We start from the raw sequence: 17,920 nt of genomic DNA, 5'->3' as shown, positions 1-17,920 counted from the left end.
TGGGGGCTATTTCGCAGGGTGGAGCAATCAGGGGGACTCCAGAATGTGGCCGAGATCGCGGTCCACCACGGCGAATTCGGGGGACTGGCAGCGGACGCCGGGGTGTCTTCGAATGCGTGCACGATGGCGCGCCTGGCGCCCAGCCCGTGCATGCGCCCGCGCCATGAGGCGCTCCATGGCTTCGAGGTCGGCCATGTCGCGATAGAGACGGAGCAGGGGATGGGGCAGGGCGTGCGCCGCGCTATGCTGCGTCCCCAATCATCATGGCCTCTTCTCGCAAGTCCCCTGGTTTCGTCCGCAGCCTCGTGTTGCCCGCGCTGCTGCTCTTCGCCCTGCCGCTGTTCGGGCTCTGGTTCTCCGGCCATGCCTCCGACCGCTTCGACGCGCAGGTGTTCGAAGTCATCGAGAAGCAGATTGGACGCGACACGGAGTTGAGCGCGGAGGACCGCCAGGAGGCGCTCGCCTTCTACCGCGAGGTCCCCGCGTCGGCGGCCTGCACGAGCGACAGTGAGGACCTGGCGCGCTACCGCAACAGCCTGGGCGAAGCGTGCTCGGATGCGAAGCAGTTCGGGTGGGCGTACCTGGCCTCCTGGGTCCTGCTGGCGCTCGGGCTTGCCTCCACGGCGGTCGCGCTCCTGTGCGGCCTGGCGGCGTTCATCTCGCGTCCCTTCCAGTACGGCAGCTTCGTGGTGGGCTGGCTCGTGCTCCGGGTCGCCAGCGCGCTCCAGGTGCTGGGGCAGGGTGTGCTGCTGGTGTGGCTCTCCTACTGGGTGACCGCGCTCTGGGCCGATCGCTACTACCCGAAGCTCATCGGCATCATGGCCCTCATGGCGGCGGCCGCCGTCTTCCTGGTGGTGGTGGCCATCTTCCTCCGCCCGCCCATGGACTTCGACGTGGAGGCGGAAGAGGTTCCCGAAGCGCGCGCCCCGGAGCTGTGGGCCTGCGTGCGCCGGCTGTGCGAGCGGCTCCAGACGACACCGCCCGACCACATCCTCGCGGGCATCGACACCAACTTCTTCGTCACGGAGAACGACGTGCGCGTGGACGGGCGCATCCTCTCCGGCCGCACGCTCTTCGTGAGCCTGTCCCTGCTGCGCCTGCTGGAGCGCTCCGAAGCGGAGGCCGTGCTGGCGCACGAGATGGGGCACCTGCTGGGCGGCGACACCGGGCACGGCAAGCGGCTGGCGCCCATGCTCTCGCACTTCGGCCACTACCTGGAGACGCTGTACGAGGGCGGCGTGACGCGCCCTGTCTTCTATTTCATGGCGGCCTACCGCGGGCTGTTCGAGCTGTCCCTGGGCCGCAGCCGTCGCGCCAGCGAGCTCGCGGCGGACCGGCTGGCGGCGGGTGTCACGTCGGGGCAGGACATCGCCCGCTCGCTGGTGAAGGTGGGCGCGTACTCGAGCTTCCGGGACCGCGTGGAGGCGAAGCTCTTCGCCCAGGACGAGCAGCACCAGTCGGTGGGCATCTCGCAGCGGGTCGCGCACGGCTTCTCCGAATACGCCCAGTCGGAGGCGGTGCACGACGACCTGCAGGGCGCCGTGACACCCCATCCGTTCGACTCACACCCGCCGCTGGGCGCGCGCATGGAGAACGTGGGCGTCCACCTCAAGCCCGCGGACATGGCGCAGGTGCTCCTGGAGCCCGTGGAGTCTTCGTGGGCGGAGGCCTTCGAGGACGCGGAGGCCATCGAGGCGCGGCTGTGGGGCGCCTACGAGGCGCGCTTCTCCCAGGCCCATGACCTGGCGCTCGCGTGCCGTTACGAGCCGTCCACGGACGAGGAGCGGCAGCACGTGGAGAAGTTCTTCCCGCCGCTCGTCTTCGAGGGCAAGGAGGCCGGCTACGAGGTGCGGATGGACTACTCGCAGGTGAGCTGCTCGGAGTGGGAAGAGCCCGTCGAGTTCGAGCGGATCGCCTCCGCCTCCACCGCCGACCGCATGTTCAAGAAGTACCTGGACCTGAAGGTCACCGGCGAGGGCCGCTTCAAGGGCGGGCGCGCCATCTGCTTGAGCAAGCTGAAGGAGCAGGACGCGGTGCTGGAGGCCTTCGAGCGCTACCTGGGACGACACCGGTTCATGAAGGCGCACCGCTCGGACTCGCAGGCCGCTTGAGCAGGAGCTCCGCCCGCTGGCGTCACGTCGCCGGCGGGCGGGTGCGGTAGAGAACTCCGTTCGCGAGCTCGAACGAGGTGCCGGCGGGAAGCGGGGTCCCCGCGACGTTCGCGTCGGCGCGCAACGTGCCGTTGAAGAGACTCCCGTGGAGGAAATGCACCGGGGTGCCGGCGGCCAGGGGGAGCCCCTCCACGTCGTGGTCGCGGGCCAGCACGCCGGACATTCCGGGGGAGTAGATGGGATCCTCGACCATGACCTCGTGGAAGGGGGCCAGCGGGATGCCGTCGACGACGATGGGCTCGGCCGGGGTGAAGCGCAGCGGGCGTCCCGTCATCGGATGAGGGGCGAGCACCGTGTCCCCAGCGCACGGGATGCCGTCCACGACCGCGCGTTCCGCCAGGGTGACGAAGTGGATGCGGCCCGCGTCGGTCATGTAGACGGACGTGCCCGCCCGAGCAACGAAGCCTCCCTCGCAGCGCGCGTTGTCATGCACGGTCACGAGCGCGGGTCTGCCGGTGCTCGCATGGATGCGCTCGACGTCCACCAGGCCTTCGATGCCCGGCACGCGCACTCCCTTCGGAGCCTGCCGCGACGCGAGCGCATCGAAGGAGGGCATGTCATCCGGGTGCAGGCCCTCGGAGACGCGCTGCAGGAGCTCGTCATAGGACGACGCCATATAGCGGGTGTCGCCGTACGTCTCGCTCATGTGGAGGTAGAAGACGGCCCCCACGCCCTTCTTCAGCCGGTCCTCGACGTCGAGGTACCAGACGCCGCCGCCCCCATCCCTGGCGAAGGGAACCAGTCCGGGGGGCAGTTCGTCGCTCTCATCGCCCCACCTGTCGAGATTGAGGCGCGTCCTCGGCCCGGCGATGGTGCGCGGCTCGGAGAGGTCTTCCAGGAGCCTGGCGGGAAAGCGTGGGTCGATCATGCCCAGGCAGCTTCCGGGCAATCACACCGGGCGGCAAGCGCGGGCCCATGGTGACTGGAGCCATCCTCCTGGTGACCGCAGTCACCAGCCCGCGGGCTCCTCCCGTGAAGCCCCTTCCGCCAACTCGTTGAAACCACAGGCGGGCATGGGACCACACCGGTCGACATGGGCCCGGCATGCCGGGTGCAGTAGGGCAGGGCATCGCTGTACTGCTCCCCCTTCGTCGCACTCCTGAGGTTCCCGCCATGGCCCGTCGCATCGGTTCGTCCCTGCCCCGCACCTCCAGCCTCCCGACCTCCACGGTGTCCCAGCCGAAGCCCCCGGCGCGCGCGTCGACGCTCCCCGCCTCGACGACGGCCGCGAAGCCCACGGCGACGACGGCCACGGCGAACACGGCGACGGCCACCAAGCCCACGGCGACGACGGCCACGGCGAACACGGCGACGGCCACCAAGCCCACGGCGACGACGGCCACGGCGAACACGGCGACGGCCACCAAGCCCACGGCGACGACGGCCACGGCGAACACGGCGACGGCCACCAAGCCCACGGCGACGACGGCCACGGCGAACACGGCGACGGCCACCAAGCCCACGGCGACGACGGCCACGGCGAATACGGCGACGCCGCCGAAGCACGCGGGTGCTCCCGAGGGGCAGCCCTCCTACAGCCCCTGGGAGCTGACCTCGGGCGCCTCGGACGTGGCGGTGAGCGGCGGTGACAACAAGCTCACGGCGCCCGCGGCCGCGAAGCAGACCATGTTCATCGACAAGCCGGCCACGCCCTACCAGAAGGACACCTTCGGCGGCGGCAAGCTGAGCGCCAACATGGGTTCGATGCAGGCCTCCACCACCAGCCACAGCGGTGGTGGCGTGCACCACTACTCGGCCCAGGCCGAGGTCCAGGGCCCCAACGCCTCCTTCGGGATGCAGAAGACGCACGCGGGCCGGCTGGGCGTGTCGAGCGCGCAGCTCACCGGCGAGGCCAACAGCTTCAAGGCGCAGGCGCAGGCCGGCGTGTCGGCCGACACGGGCTCGCACGCCTACACCGCCGCGCTGACGGCCAAGGCGGAGACGGGCGTGGGCGTCACGGCGAGTGCGAGCCACGACTTCAACCGGCACGTGGGCGGCTACGTGAAGGGTGAGGCGAAGGCCGGCGCCTCCGCCTTCGCGGAAGGCGTGGCCACCCTGGACCCGAAGACGGCCACGGCGATGGTCTCCGGGCAGGTGGGCGCGGGTGCCACGGCGGGCGCGTACGCCACGGCGGGCGGGCACGTGGGCCGGGTGCACGGCTCGGTCACCGCCGGCGCGGTGGCGGGCGCGTCGGCCCAGGCGGGCGGCAAGTTCGGCCTGGAGAATGGCTTCCTCAAGCAGTCCGCGGACGTGAACACCGCCCTGGGCGTGGGCACCCACGTGAAGTCGGACGTGGCGGTCGACCTGCGTCACCACATCAAGCCGGGGATCGCGTCGGGCCTGCGCCCCGCCCTCGGCACCGCGATGGGCGTGCCCGCGCCCGCGATCGCCATCGAGCCCGAGAAGTCGGGCATCGAGAAGCTCTTCGCCAAGGCCTTCGGCAAGGAGTGACCCGCTGGGGGCATACCCCCCGTCCGGGTGTTCCTCCCTGGCGTCGTCATGGGCCACTTCGTAGGTTGCGCTCCCCCAGTCCTTCGAGCGCTTCCCACTCCATGACGACGTCCATCCTCCGAACCCTCCTCCTCGGTGTTTTTGTTCTCCAGGCGCTCTCCGCCTGCGCCACGGCCCCACAGCGTCACGAGCAGCCGCCGCATACCGCTCCTCCCGCGGCGGAGCTGACCGAGGCACTGAAGCCCTTTTCCTTCCTGATGGGGACGTGGGACGCGGAGGGTGGCGGTACGCCCGGTGCGTCCGCCGGAACCTTCACGTTCCAGCCGGATGTGCAGGGTCATGTGCTGATCCGCCGGAACGAATCCTCCACGCCGGGTGGGCGGCACGAGGACCTGATGGTCCTGTATCCGGGAGCGCCTGGAGCGGTGCGTGCGAGCTACTTCGACAACGAAGGGCACGTCATTCAGTACTCGGCCCGCGCGGAGAGTTCCCCGGCGAGCGCGGAGTTCGTCACCGACGAGGCCACTGGCACGCCCCGGTTCCGTCTGTCGTATCTGCTGAACACAGACGGCACGCTCAACGTCAAGTTCGAGATCGCCCCTCCCGGTGCCGGCTTCCGGACCTACCTCGAGGGTACTGCCCGGCGGAGATAGGCATTGGCGGCGGGTGCGACATCGTGACGGCCAATACCCAGCACATGAGGTGAAAGGCAGCCGCCGAATCCTCTACACTGGCAGTCATGTCACGATGGCTGATTGCGCTGCTGATGCTTTCGGGATGTACGGGCTCTGTCTCGCCGTCTGATGCGGGAGTGTCCAGCGACGCGGGCATACGCGACGCTGGCGTCTCCCCGGGCTGGGGGCAGGGCACGGAGGTCGGCACGGTCGTCAACGACGTCTGGACCCCCGGGCGTGACAATGACGGCCGCGTGAACGAATCCAGCTGGGCGCTGGTGCCGCATGGCCGGTGGGTGAGCGTCTCGGACACGAACCTCGACGTCCTGGGGGCGCAGGTGCAGGTCGCCATTCCCGGGTGGAGGGACTACGGCAGCCAGGGCTGGGGCGGTGTCACCGAGGCGTGGAACGCGCCGGCCTTCGACCTCGCCGGCCGCAGGCTGTGGCGTCACGGCGGCGGTCACGGCGACTCGAGCAACAACGGCATCTACCGCTTCGACCTGGACTCGATGCGCTGGTCGATTGAACACATGCCGAGCGACACCCACCTCTGGAGTCAGGCGTACCGCCAGTCCGCCACCTTCGCGGGTTGCCCGGAGTCGAGTGCGGCCTACCACGCGGAGGTCGACGCGGGCACCTGGGCGCAGCGCGACCACTGGTACTACGACGAAATCTTCTGGGACCGCACCGCGAGCAATCCCATGGGCAATCCCACGGCGCGGCACGTGTACGACGGTTTCATCTACGTGCCGGAGAGTGACGAACTCATCGTCGCCTGCCGTCGGCTGTGGCGGTACTCGCTCGAAAGCCACACGTGGACAATCAAGACGCATCCGCGCGCGAACGGTGACGAATATGCCTTCACGGAGGACGTGATCGCGGTGCTCGACCACGAGTCGAAGCTGGTGATTGGCTCCTGTGGTTCCGGTGGCCCCTTCGCCGCGGACTACGACCTGCGCACCGACACCTGGCTCGCCCCGCGTGCGAGCTGGGGAAGCTGGGACTGGACCGGCGCCGCCTACACGCAGGATGGCGACATCGTCACCATCTTCATGCCGCCGCACAGCTCCGGGAACTACGCCTCTCCCGGCCGCTGGCAGCGCTACGACGTGGCCACCCACTCCGTGCTCGCGTCGGGCTCGACGTGGAACTACGAAGGCGGTCTGTCGCTCGCGTCATTCCCAGACACCGATCATGCCACCGACGGTCACGGCATGGTCTACGTGCCGACCGAGGGCGTCTACTGGGTGTACACGAAGCTCAACAGCGGCATGGCCTGGCTGGAGCTCGACCTCAAGACGACGCCCGCGACGTTGCGGCCGAAGACCTTCGCCAACGCTGCTCCCGTCCTGCCGAGCGGCATCGCGCGGCGCCGGGCCATCTACTTCCCCAGCCTCGACGCCATCGTGTGGATGAGCCCCGCGGACCAGGACGTGATCGTCTTCCGTCTGTGATGCTTCATGCGGTGACCAGGCGCTGGACGTAGCTCGCGTCCAGCGCCTGCTTCCAGGCCGGTCCAGCGACATCAACGGAAGCGAAGGCTAGTTACAGGGCGCGCCGCAGGTGCCCGCCCCACGGGCCTGACATGCCGCCGTGTTGATGCAGAACAAGCCATCACCCGTGCAGCACCCGAGCAAACGCGAGGACTCGTCCGTGGTCTCGTCCGGAACCGCGCTGCTGGGGCTGGTCGAAACGAGCACGGCCTCGTTCGGCACGACTTCGCTCGGGGCGAGCTGAGAAGAGGAAACAGCCATTCCCACCACGAAGGCAAAACTCAGGGCAACTCCGGAAACAAGCGTCCGCAGCATCTGATGCTCCTTGGGTTGAGAGGCGTCTGGGATGGTACTCCCAACGTGTCCCGCAATCCAAGACTCCGGAGTCTGGCTTTGTTTGGCGTTCGGGGGTGTTGAGTGTGGATGTATTTTGATGGGTGAGTGCAAATGACACGCTGCGAAGTCAGGTCTTGCCGTAGCGGCGCACGGCCTCCTCGAATTCGATCCGGCGTGCCCGCAGCAGTCCACCCGCCAGGGGCTCTGCTCCGTCGACGTCCACGTAGTCGAGCTTCCAGGCGAAGCCGAGTGCCGGGTCGAGCCGGTCGACGATGAGGTCGAAGGTGTAGGCGGGGCCCTTCGTGGCCACCAACCCATGCACGTTGCCGTGTTGGTCCGAGATGCTTGAGAGATCCCCGGGTCCGGACACGCGGTCGATGCTTGGACGCAGCACCAGGTGCTTGGGCTGACTTTCGACGCGTTCGAAGTGGCGCAGGTGGAACTCCCCGGCGAGCACCACGTGCATGGACACCATGTTCTGATGTCCGTGAGGCACGATGGCTCTGCCTTGAGCCAGCCCGAAGAGCTTCGTGCCAAAGACGCGCGGCAACCCCTCGACCCTGGGCAATGGCGCGGACATCGCACCGGCTCGGTCATCCGGCAGCTCGAGGCCGGGCTTCAGTCGGTCGGCGTCGATGGCCCGGACCAGCTCGGAGAGGGGGACCCGGGCAAAGAGCGCCTCGACCTGCTGCTGCCATTCCCGTGGCTCGAGCTTCCGGTCATGGACATCCGAACAGAGTTGATGGGTACGGGAGAGCCACGCCTGGACCTCCTTGCGCACGGGCCCCGCGAGCGCGTCCTGCCGCAGGAGCATGGGGATCAGGGCATAGCCCGTCAGTGCTTGGAGCAGGACCTCTCGCCGCGTAGAGCGCTGAGTCATACCCGGGCAACGAAGCAGGGGGCATGCCAGCATTACGGACGGCATGTTCGAGGCAAGGTCCCGACTCCATGCGCTCGCCCGCGGGTGAGCAGCCACGGGTGTGGCTGGATCCGCACAGGCCCGGCCGCGCCTACTGCCGGACCGAGTACTCGGTGCCCGAGCGGAAGGGGACGGTCATGGACGCGAAGCCGTGGCGTGGGTCGCGCACCCAGGTGACGTAGTCGCGGTAGTCGGCCTTGAAGACGCCGACGTTGTCGGTCACCACCACGGCGCCCGGACGCAGGGCCGGGGCGACGAGCTTGAGCACGTCGAGCGCCCGCACGGGGAACCCATCGTTGAGCATGAAGTCCACCTCGCCAAGGTCCGCTCGCAGCGTCTCCGTCGCGTCACCCACGCGAATCTCCGCGAAGGACGCGAGCCCCGCCTCCTCCAGGTGCGCCTGCGCGCGCCGCGCCTTCTCTGGCAGGAGTTCGGTGCCAATGACGCGGCCGCCGCCGTTGTCGCGCACCGCCGCCGCCAGCCACAGCGTCGAGACGCCAAAGGACGTGCCGAACTCGACGACGGTCCTGGCGCGGAGCGCCCGCGCCGTCAGGTAGCAGAAGGCGCCCTGGGCGCGCTCGATCGCAAGGTACTTGTCCGCGAAGGCGTGCTCGGTGCCCGGCTTGTCGATGGGGCGGCCGAGGAGCATTCGCGGCAGCTGTGGCAGGAGGTGGAGGAGGACGCCCGGCATCTGCCGTTCGGCCTCTCCGTGGAGTCGCCGCAGCACGGCGCGCACCCGTTCGTCGGGCAGGACGGACAGGGGACCCCTGGCATTGTCGTTAGCGCTGAACACCGGAGAATCCCTTTCGGCCTGGCGCCCAATAGGCGACGTTGGTGACCTGCTTCGCGGAGATGCCTGCTCGCCGCACCGCCTTGTAGAGGCGCTGGATTGACGGAGCCTTCCCGGTGAAGACACACCGCGTCCGCGGTTCGGCGAGCAGCGCGCGCATGAGTTCGTTCTCGATGCGATCGAGGTGACGCTCCTCGGTTTCGCGTGCGGTCAGCGTCACGCCGGTGGTGACGCCAATCCGGTCGAGTGCGATGCGCGAGGCTTCGGTGGATTCCACTTCGAACGAGAACGCCACCTCCCGGATTCCCTCGGGTGTCGCTCGAAGCGCGGCCGCGGTGCTGAACGAGGTTTCGTCGCCGAAGAAGAACAACGGCCGGTCGACGGAGGCGAGGTCCAGCGCCGAACGTGGACCCACGAGGAAGAGCGGCTCTCCCATGGTCGCCGACGCGAGCCAGTTCGACGCGATGCCCTGGCCATGAACGAAACCGAGAAACGTGGCGGTGCCGGTTCGCGGCTCGAAGGAGAGCGGCGTGTACGCCCGCCCGGCCAGGCCTGCGAAGCCGATCTGGATCATGTCGCCGGGTGTCCAGCGGCGGCCTTCCAGGTCTTCTCCCTCAATCGTGACGAGGCGGAACGCATCTCCCACGGACTCGACTTCGCGAACCCTGGCGCGGCGCGAGACGAGGCGATGGAACATGGACTCGACGACGCCCGAAGGCGCGGTGGATGGCGACGGCATGCGGGAGACGATAGGGAGTCGCGCCCCTGGCCGCATTGCGCAGTCAGGACAATTTGTTTATCAAAACGGTCATGGCGGCGAAGCGGCGGAAATCGAAGGCGACACGGCCCGTGGATCCGACGAGCTGGACGTTCAGCGGAGACGTCCAGGTGGCGAACGGGCCTCCTGGCGCGGTGGCTTCGCTCGAGGCACTCGGGAGCCGGTTCACGCTCGATGCGCGTGGATGGTTGAAGACCGCGGTCGAGCGGCCGGCGAACGCGATCGGGATCCGCATGGCGAGCGGGGGGATCGAGAGCGAACCCCACGAGCACCGCGAATCGCAGCTCATGTACCTGGTGCGCGGAGAGATGATCTGCGAAGCGTCGAACGCCCTCTGGATCGTCCCGCCGCAATCCGCGCTGTGGATCCCCGGGGGCGTGACGCACCGGATCCGGGGGCGCGCGCCGCTCGAAGGCTACAGTGTCTTCCTCAATCCGCGCTCGGCGCCGAACCTTCCGAAGGACTGCTGCGCGGTGTCGGTGACGCCGCTCTTCCGTGAGCTCCTGCTGCGCCTGGCGACGCGTCCCGCGCTATACGGCCTCAAGGGGCCGGACGCGCGCCTGGTGGCCGTGCTCCTCGACGAGCTGGCGACGGTCTCCATCGAGAAGCACCGCCTGCCGATGCCGAGCGACCCCCGGCTCCGGCGTCTGGTGGACGCGATGGCCGCCGAGCCGGCGATTGGCGTGACGACGAAGACGTGGGCGAAGCGAATCGGCGTCAGCGAGCGCACCTTGAACCGCGTCCTCGTCGAGGAGACGGGCTTGAGCTTCGGCCGCTGGCGCCAGCAGCTTCACATCATCCTGGCCATCCAGAAGCTCTCCCGGGACGCGACCGTGCAGAGCGTGGCACTGGACCTCGGCTACGAGAACGCGAGCAGCTTCGTGACCATGTTCCGCAAGGCGCTCGGGACGTCGCCCGCGCGGTACATGGCGAACCGCCTGGCCGCGCCGGTGGGGAAGCGATAGCCGCAAGCCCCCTTCCGTGGTACCCAGCCGGCAGCCACTTGACGCTCCGATGGCGGTGCGACGTTCTGTCGCGACCGTAGGGTGTCCTCGGGTGGCATTCCGTCGGCTGGCGCCTCCCGGGTCATGACCCCGTTGTTTCTGGAGGCCCCCATGTCCACGTCCGAACTGCCCGTCCTCGAGTTCATCCTCACGAACTACAAGAACTTCAACGCCCGCGCGACGCGCGACGCGCTCCTGTCCTACTGGGAGCATGTGTCGAGCGGTGGCCGGATGTTCTGGAGCGTCGCGGGCGCGATGTCGTCCGCACAGCTCGGCATCACGCTCGCGCCCGCCATCCGCTCGGGCCTGATTCACGGCCTGTCGGTGACGGGCGCCAACCTGGAGGAGTCTCTCTTCCGGCTCGTCGCGCACACGGCGTACAAGGACTTCCCCGAGTACCGCTACTTCACCAAGCAGGACGACACGAAAATCCTCGAGCAGCGGATGCGCCGGGTCACCGACACGAGCATCCCCGAGGACGAGGCGTTCCGGGCGGTGGAGAAGATTGTCGTCCCCATGTGGAAGAACGCCTCCGCGAAGGGCGAGCGCCGCTTCTGGCACGAGTACTTCTACGAGCTCATCCAGGTGCTGGAGCCCGCGGCATACGAGGGAGACCCGGAGGCCTGCTGGCTGATGGAGGCGGCGAAGCGCAAGCTGCCCATCGTCGTCCCGGGCTACGAGGACTCGACGTTCGGGAACATCTTCGCGTCCTACGTGAAGACGGGCGACTGCAACCCGAGCATCGCCAAGTCCGGCATCGAGTACATGGCCGACTTCTACGACCGCTACGAGGAGCTGTCCGCGGGCAAGGGCGTGGGCTTCTTCCAGATTGGCGGCGGCATCGCCGGTGACTTCCCCATCTGCGTCGTGCCGTCGACGAAGTACGACATGCAGAAGCCCGTGAAGCCGTGGGCCTACTTCTGCCAGATCAGCGACTCGACGACGTCCTACGGCTCGTACTCGGGCGCGACGCCCAACGAGAAGATCACCTGGGACAAGCTGACGGAGACGACGCCGATGTACGTCATCGAGTCGGACGCCACCATCGTCGTCCCGCTGTTGCTCCGCGCGCTGCTGGAGTGCCAGGGCCATCCGGAAGCGGCGAACGCGCTCATCGCGAAGCACCGGCGCTAGTCACGCGCGAACCGCGGCAGGGCCCAGAACGCGTTGGGCCCTGCCGGGCTTTCGTCAGAGGCCTTGCTCAGAAGCGGGCGAGGAAGGCGTCGTTGCTACCGGCGCTGGTGTTGCCGCCAAGGCTTCCGCCCGTCTGTCCCGCGACGTAGGCGTTGCCGGAAGCGTCCACGGCCACGCCGCGGGCGACGTCCTGGCGCGAGGTGCCCAGGGTCTGGGTGCCCAGCTTCGTGCCGAGCGCGTCGTAGCGGGTGAGGAAGGCATCGGAGGCGCCCGCATACGGGATGCCGGCGAGCCCGCCCGTGTAGCCGACCACCTGCACGACGTTGTTCGAGGAGACGGCGACGCCGAACGCGTAGTCGGGCTGCCCACCTCCGAGCATGCGGCTCCAGTCGCGGTTGCCGGCGCTGTCGTAGCGGGCGAGCAGCACGTCGATGGTGCCGTTGTTGGTGTTGCCGTCCATGCTGCCAAACGTTTCACCAACAATGTAGACGCCGCCATCGGGGCCCACGGCGACGCTCTTGCCGTCATCCAGGTCGCCCGCGTCAATCTGCCGGACCCACTGCTGGGCGCCCAGGATGTTGAGCTTGAGCAGGAAGATGTCGCTGTTCACCGGCGAGGTGGTGCCGTCGAGGCTGCCGTAGGTGTTCCCGACGATGTAGACCTCGTGGGTGGACGTGACGGCGATGCCGCGCGCCATGTCGCTCGCGGAGCTGCCGAACTGCTGGAGCCAGTACGGGTTGCCCGCCGTGTCATAGAGCCCGGCGATGATGTCGTAGTTGTTGGGGTTGCCGCCGTTGGCGAAGCTGCCGCCGGTGTAACCGGTGAAGTAGAGGGTGTCGTCCGCGCCAATGGCGATGCCCGTGGCGAAGTCATCCATCTGCGTGCCGTTCTGGCGCAACCACAGGCGGTTGCCGGCTGAGTCATACTTGGCGATGAAGAAGTCGATGCCGCCCGCGTTGGTGTAGAAGTCGAAGCCACCGAAGGTGGTTCCAGCCACATACGCGTTGCCGTCCGCGTCGGTGGCCACGGCGGTGGCGCGGTCCGACCCGGTGGTGCCGAGCTGGTGGACCCACTGGAGGTTGCCGGCGGTGTCGTACCGGGCAATGAACGCGTCCTGACCGCCGGCCTTCGGGTCGGAGCCGAGCTGGCTGGTCGTCTGGCCCACCACGTAGACGCTCGAGCCTGACACGGCCACGGCGTTGGCCTGCTCATCCAGGTTGGCGCCGAGCTGGGCCACCCAGGAGGGGGACGGAACCTGGGCCGCGGCGACGGAGGGGACGCCCGCGGCGCCGACGACGCCCGCGAACCCAAACATGCTCAAGAGAAGGTGTTTCATCACGAACTCCATTTCTCAGTGGGGGGAACAGCACCGCGGCGTCAGGGAGGGGAATCTGACGTCACGGCACTCTTGCAAGACCACGAGAAACGGGCGCGCGGAAGATGGGTAATTAAAGACACACATGCGACAGTGTCTGGCTTGAGCACGGCCGTGACACATGGACGCGTCATGTCATTTCACGACGCAGCCGCGCCCAGGCCTCGAAGCTCATGGGTGAAAGGCCGTAGGAGCGCGCGATTTCAGGCCGAGCCAGCACCGGGGCGACGTTCATGTACGTCATGCCTTGAGCCACGCCGGGATGCAGGCCGGCCGCGACGGCCTCTTCGATCGTGGAGGACTGGACCACGTACTCCTTGCCGTCGACGCGCGAGAGGACCTCGGTGATTTGAGGGAGCGTGAGCACGTCACCCGCGAGCTCCAGCGTCACTCCATGGAACTTCGCGGGCTCGTTGATCGCCGCCGCGGCCGCCTTCCCGATGTCCTCGGGGGCGATGAGCCCGATGGGCTTGTCGGCCCTGACCACCGTGAGCAACCGGCGCCCGTCGACGAAGCCGGAGGGATCCAACATCGCGTGGTCCATGAAGGTGGCGGGCAGGAGGAGGGTCCAGTGCTTGAAGCCCGCGGTGCGGACCAGGTCGCACGTGGCCAGCTTGTTCTCCCAGTACTCCTCGTGGAACTTCCAGCGCCCCTCCGACCAGCCCTCGACGTCGCGGTGGGCGCCGACGCCGGTCGTCGCGGTGTGCACGAAGGTCTCGACGCCCTCGGCAAGCGCGGCCTCGACGAGGTTCTTCCCTTGCTGGCGCTCCTTGCTGAAGTCGATGCCGGTCGCGGAGACGATGGGTGACTGCATGGAGAAGACCGCCCGCGTCCCGGCGCAGGCGGCGCGCAACGACGCTGGATCGTCCAGGTCCCCGACGACCACCTCCGCGCCAGCCGCCGCGAGGGCCCTGGCGTTCGCCGCCTCCGGATTGCGCACCAGGACGCGCACTTTCGTGCGGCCCTCGGCCAGCAACGCCCGGGCGGTGGCGCCCCCCTGACGTCCTGTGGCGGCGGTGACGAGAACGGCATCATTTCGGCTCATCGGCGGCTCCTTCTTAAGTGGGGGACCCCACCGTTTATTGTTCGTGTTAAATACGGAGGGGCCCCCCGTTTGTCAAAGAGAAGGGTCTCGTGAGGAGGAGTTCGCCGTGGAGCAGATGAAGCGGTTGCGCGCGGACGGGCAACGCAACCGGGAGCGGATTGTCGCCGTCGCCGCGGCGCTCGTCGCCAAGGAGGGCGCGCAGGTGTCGCTCGAGGAGATCGCTCGGAAGGCGGGGGTCGGTTCGGCGACCCTGCACCGGCATTTCCCGTCGCGGCAGGCGCTGCTGGAGGTGGTCTTCCGGGATGGCGTCGCGCAGCTCTGTGAGCGGGCCGCCGCGCAACCGGGCAAGGCGCCCGCCGCCGAGCTGGCGGACTGGCTCGAGGAGGTGACGGTCTACACCGCGACCCACCGCGGGCTCGCCGCCGCGCTGCTGGCCGGCCCGGATGGCCTCTCCGCCGAAGACATCTGCTGCACCGACATGCTGCTCAAAGTGCTGAAGGTCCTGGTGGCGCGGGCGTCATCCGTGGGTGCGCTTCAAGCGGGCGCCACGGCGCAGGACCTGATGATGCTGGCGAACGCGATTGCCGTCGCGAACGAGAATGATCCGGTCACCGCGCGCCGGGTGCTGCGCCTCGCGCTCACCGGCATCCGGCGCTGAGCGCGGTCGAGGGCGAGCGGGTCCTGGGGGCGCATGCGACGGCACGCCCCCAACGCGAAGACCCGCGGGCGGTACCGGAGGCCTTCGACTACGGACCCGATGGGGGGCAGGTCGCGGGCTCGAGGTAGAAGGCTTCCCACGAGCCCGTGTCGGTGGGATTGCAGATGCCTCCGTTGCCGCCATTGCCGCTCTGGATGGGAGCGCCGGGGGTGTTCTCCTTCCAGTTGCGCGCAGTGCCTGTCGTCGATTCGAAGCCATAGCGATTGCGGCCGCCGAAGACGCCGCATGCGTGGCGGGTGAACGACTCCGCCGTGCCGAGCGAGGCATTCACGGTGAGCTGATCCGCGACCACCGCCAGGTACGCGCCGCTGGTTCCCTTGAGCTTGTATTTCGCGCCACTGGTGACGAGCTCGAAGACCTCGCCACCGGTCTGCGTCGTGCCGAGGGCAGCCACCTTGCCCGCGCCGTCGACGGTGAGCCACTGGTCGGTGCGCTCACTCTGGATGCGGAAGCAGCCCGCGCTGCCGCTGGCCTCGGTATGGCAGGTCGCATCGCAGCCATCGCCCGACTGGGTGTTGCCATCGTCGCACTGCTCGCCGCTCTCGACCGTGCCGTTGCCGCACACGGGGCCGCCGCCGCTGCCCGGGCAGGAAACCGGTTCGAGGTAGAAGGCCTCCCAGGCCCCACCATCGGCCGGATTGCAGGCGCCGCCATTGCCGCCGTCACCACTCTGGATGGGCTCGCCCGGCGCGGTCTCCTTCCAATGGGGCGCGCTCCCCACGGAGGCCCGGAAGCCGACGCGGGTGCGCCCGCCGTAGCCGCAGGCCAGCTGGGTGAACGACTCCCCGCTGGTGAAGTTGGCGCCCATCGTGAGCTGGTTCGCCACCACCGTCAGGAACGCGTCTCCCGAGCCCTTGAGCTTGTACTGGGTGCCGTTCGGAACGAGCTGGAAGACCTGCCCACCGGCTTGCGTCGCGCTGCCGGCGATGACCTTGCCCGCGAGGTTGACGGTGAGCCACTTGTCGGTGCGCTCGCTTTGAATCTGATAGCAGCTCCCGCCCGAGGTCTCGACGAACCAGGCGGTGTAGGTGGCCGCGCTGCCAGGCGTGATGAAGGTGTGTGATTGCGCGCCTCCGTCAGACCACGACGAGAACGCCCAGAACTTGCCGCCCGCATACTGCGGCGACTCGGCGCCCACGGAGCGGACGACACCGACCACACCCGTCGTTTCGTGCGGCGCCGCGACCGGCCGCCCGTCCATCAGGACCTGCATGCCGCTCGGCACGCTGGTCACCGTGAGCGGGACCGTGACGGGGTGGACGTCGCGATACGTCGTGTGGGTGAGGCCAATCGAGTCGCGCACCGTGAGCCGCAGGCGATACCAGACATTGGCTGAGCTCTCGCCGATGCTCGGGACGGGCCAGCTCCCACTCGCGACGCCGGTGGTATCCGCCATGGCCGGGTGCGTGTGGGTGTCGTGATGGAAGGTGATGTTCCAGGTCATCGCGCTCGGTGGCAGCGCGCCATCCTCCAGGTCGCTGGCCGAGCCGGAGAACATCAGGTTGGTGGAGGCGATGTAGGTCGCGCCCGTGGCCGGCGTCACGATCGTGGCCACCGGCGGCTTGTTGGAGGTCACCGTCAGCACGGCCTCGGCGCTGGTGGCCGAGCCAAGCCCGTTGGTCACGACCGCGCGGAAGCGCGCGCCGCTGTCGGAGAGCTGCGCGGCGGTCAGTTCGTAGCTCGGCGAGGTCGCGCCAGCGATGTCCACGCCGTTGCGCTGCCACCGGTAGGTGAGGGGCGGCTCGCCGCTCGCCGACACCGTGAAGGTGGCAGGATAGCCGACCGATACCAACGTGCTCGCCGGCTGCTGCGCGATGCTCGGCGGCAGCGAGGCCGTGTAGGCGATGCGGCCCACCTGGCCCGATCCGCGCGCCAGGTAGTAGAGCGCGCCATCGGGCCCGACATCGAGGTCCACGGGTCCCGCGGCGGCCGTCGCGAAGAGCGAATTCGCACCGGTGTTCGGGTCGATGCGCGCAATCCAATTGTTGGTGTAGTCCGCGAAGAAGTACTGACCGACATACGCGCTGGGAAAGGCCGAGATGGGCGGATTGTAGAAGGCACCGCCCGCGATGCAGTTGCCAGCGGCCGTGCCGGAGCCATGCGGGTACGCGTAGAACGGCTGCGTGAGCTCCGGGCGGTTCGTGAAGTAGCCCTCCGTCATCGGCCAGCCGTAGTTGGCGCCGGCCTGGCCGCGGTTGATTTCTTCCCAGCCGCCTTCGCCCACGTCGTTGATGAACAGGATGCCCGTGCCGGGTTGAACGTCGAAGGTGAAGGGGTTGCGCAGTCCCATCGCCCAGGTCGCCTTCGCGAGCCCGGTGGCGGTCGCATAGAACGGATTGTCCGTGGGGATGCTGCCGTCCGGGTTGAAGCGCAGCAGCTTGCCGAGCGGCGTGTTCAGGCTCTGCGAATTGGAGGAGACCGCGTTCTCACCGACGGAGACATAGAGCTTGCCGTCGAGTCCGAAGCGGACCGCGCCGCCGTTGTGGTTGGCGGCGTCGAGCGTCGGAAAGTCGGCGAGCACCAACTCGCTTCCGGGAACCACCACGTTGCCGTTGGCGGTGAAGCGGCTGACCCGGTTGTGGATGCTGCCGGCGACCGACGTGTAATAGACGTAGAGATAGTGGTTGCTGGCGAAGTTGGGATCGAACGCGATGCCCATCAGCCCACGCTCGTTGTCGTTGTCCACGGCGAGCGTCATGAACGGAGTCGCCAGAAGCTGGCCGTTCACGACGACGCGCAGCGCGCCATTCTTCTCCGAGATGAACAGGCGCCCGTCAGGCGCGAAGGTCATGGTGGTGGGGCCCTGGAGGCCACTGACAAAGACCGAGTCGGCGAAGTTGGCGTCTTGCATGACCGCGGCCGCTCGCGCTTCCGCCAGCTCCGGGGGGGACTGCGTCGAGCAGCCCACGAGGAGGGAGAAGACCGCGCACACGACGGCTCGTACATTCGTTCCTGTCATCGCTGCTCATCCCGGTCGAACTGCGGGTGGTGTTTCCCGCTTTTACACTGAAGTCCTGTTCGGCCGGGGCCGA

Annotated in this window: 14 protein-coding genes; 7 read left to right on the top strand and 7 right to left on the bottom strand. The window is 68.3% G+C overall.

Going from position 1 to position 17,920, the window contains the following annotated elements:
* Positions 1-263 precede the first annotated feature (263 nt).
* Complete coding sequence (locus GTZ93_RS29225) at positions 264-2,111, top strand: M48 family metallopeptidase (RefSeq protein WP_139915035.1); 1,848 nt, start codon at positions 264-266, stop codon at positions 2,109-2,111.
* Between the two features lie 22 nt (positions 2,112-2,133).
* Here GTZ93_RS29225 and GTZ93_RS29220 read toward each other — a convergent pair whose 3' ends face one another.
* Positions 2,134-3,039, bottom strand: a complete 906-nt coding sequence (locus GTZ93_RS29220) for an SMI1/KNR4 family protein (RefSeq protein WP_139915034.1) — start codon at positions 3,037-3,039, stop codon at positions 2,134-2,136.
* A 245-nt stretch (positions 3,040-3,284) separates the two neighbouring features.
* Between GTZ93_RS29220 and GTZ93_RS29215 the strand changes: the two genes are divergently transcribed.
* The 3 genes from GTZ93_RS29215 (at position 3,285) to GTZ93_RS29205 (ending at position 6,750) form a co-directional block, all read left to right on the top strand.
* Positions 3,285-4,622 carry a hypothetical protein gene (locus tag GTZ93_RS29215; RefSeq protein WP_161663139.1) on the top strand — a complete coding sequence of 446 codons (1,338 nt, stop codon included), beginning with the start codon at positions 3,285-3,287 and terminating at the stop codon, positions 4,620-4,622.
* Positions 4,623-4,723: 101 nt separating this feature from the next.
* Positions 4,724-5,275, top strand: coding sequence for a hypothetical protein (locus GTZ93_RS29210; protein ID WP_139915032.1), 552 nt, complete (start codon positions 4,724-4,726; stop codon positions 5,273-5,275).
* Positions 5,276-5,361: 86 nt separating this feature from the next.
* A complete protein-coding gene (locus GTZ93_RS29205; RefSeq protein ID WP_139915031.1) occupies positions 5,362-6,750 on the top strand; it encodes a hypothetical protein in 1,389 nt (462 codons plus the stop codon).
* A 502-nt stretch (positions 6,751-7,252) separates the two neighbouring features.
* On the opposite strand, the gene GTZ93_RS29200 is transcribed toward GTZ93_RS29205, so the two are convergent.
* The 3 genes from GTZ93_RS29200 to GTZ93_RS29190 form a co-directional block, all read right to left on the bottom strand.
* Positions 7,253-8,005: a cupin domain-containing protein gene (locus GTZ93_RS29200; protein ID WP_139915030.1), complete on the bottom strand. Its 753-nt coding sequence runs from the start codon at positions 8,003-8,005 to the stop codon at positions 7,253-7,255.
* 130 nt (positions 8,006-8,135) lie between these two features.
* Positions 8,136-8,771 (bottom strand): O-methyltransferase, encoded by a 636-nt coding sequence (locus GTZ93_RS29195; protein ID WP_257978908.1) that lies wholly within the window; start codon positions 8,769-8,771, stop codon positions 8,136-8,138.
* Positions 8,772-8,823: 52 nt separating this feature from the next.
* A complete protein-coding gene (locus tag GTZ93_RS29190) occupies positions 8,824-9,531 on the bottom strand; it encodes a siderophore-interacting protein (protein ID WP_161663138.1) in 708 nt (235 codons plus the stop codon).
* 152 nt (positions 9,532-9,683) lie between these two features.
* Between GTZ93_RS29190 and GTZ93_RS29185 the strand changes: the two genes are divergently transcribed.
* Together GTZ93_RS29185 and GTZ93_RS29180 are read left to right on the top strand one after the other, a co-directional pair.
* Positions 9,684-10,577: an AraC family transcriptional regulator gene (locus GTZ93_RS29185; protein ID WP_257978907.1), complete on the top strand. Its 894-nt coding sequence runs from the start codon at positions 9,684-9,686 to the stop codon at positions 10,575-10,577.
* 150 nt (positions 10,578-10,727) lie between these two features.
* Positions 10,728-11,750: a deoxyhypusine synthase family protein gene (locus GTZ93_RS29180; protein ID WP_139915027.1), complete on the top strand. Its 1,023-nt coding sequence runs from the start codon at positions 10,728-10,730 to the stop codon at positions 11,748-11,750.
* A gap of 67 nt (positions 11,751-11,817) precedes the next feature.
* Here GTZ93_RS29180 and GTZ93_RS29175 read toward each other — a convergent pair whose 3' ends face one another.
* Both GTZ93_RS29175 and GTZ93_RS29170 read right to left on the bottom strand, forming a co-directional pair.
* Positions 11,818-13,086 carry an SBBP repeat-containing protein gene (locus GTZ93_RS29175; RefSeq protein WP_257978906.1) on the bottom strand — a complete coding sequence of 423 codons (1,269 nt, stop codon included), beginning with the start codon at positions 13,084-13,086 and terminating at the stop codon, positions 11,818-11,820.
* Between the two features lie 169 nt (positions 13,087-13,255).
* Positions 13,256-14,170, bottom strand: a complete 915-nt coding sequence (locus tag GTZ93_RS29170; RefSeq protein WP_139915026.1) for an NmrA family NAD(P)-binding protein — start codon at positions 14,168-14,170, stop codon at positions 13,256-13,258.
* Positions 14,171-14,285: 115 nt separating this feature from the next.
* On the opposite strand from GTZ93_RS29170, the gene GTZ93_RS29165 reads away from it, so the two are divergent.
* Positions 14,286-14,828 carry a TetR/AcrR family transcriptional regulator gene (locus GTZ93_RS29165; RefSeq protein ID WP_167548489.1) on the top strand — a complete coding sequence of 181 codons (543 nt, stop codon included), beginning with the start codon at positions 14,286-14,288 and terminating at the stop codon, positions 14,826-14,828.
* An 88-nt stretch (positions 14,829-14,916) separates the two neighbouring features.
* On the opposite strand, the gene GTZ93_RS29160 is transcribed toward GTZ93_RS29165, so the two are convergent.
* Complete coding sequence (locus GTZ93_RS29160) at positions 14,917-17,847, bottom strand: PQQ-dependent sugar dehydrogenase (protein ID WP_139915024.1); 2,931 nt, start codon at positions 17,845-17,847, stop codon at positions 14,917-14,919.
* Between the last annotated feature and the right edge of the window lie 73 nt (positions 17,848-17,920).

This window comes from Corallococcus exiguus, from assembly GCF_009909105.1.
Taxonomy (GTDB): Bacteria; Myxococcota; Myxococcia; order Myxococcales; family Myxococcaceae; genus Corallococcus; species Corallococcus exiguus.
Note: the sequence above shows the minus strand (reverse complement) of the source record. Positions and strands in the feature narration are given on the sequence as shown.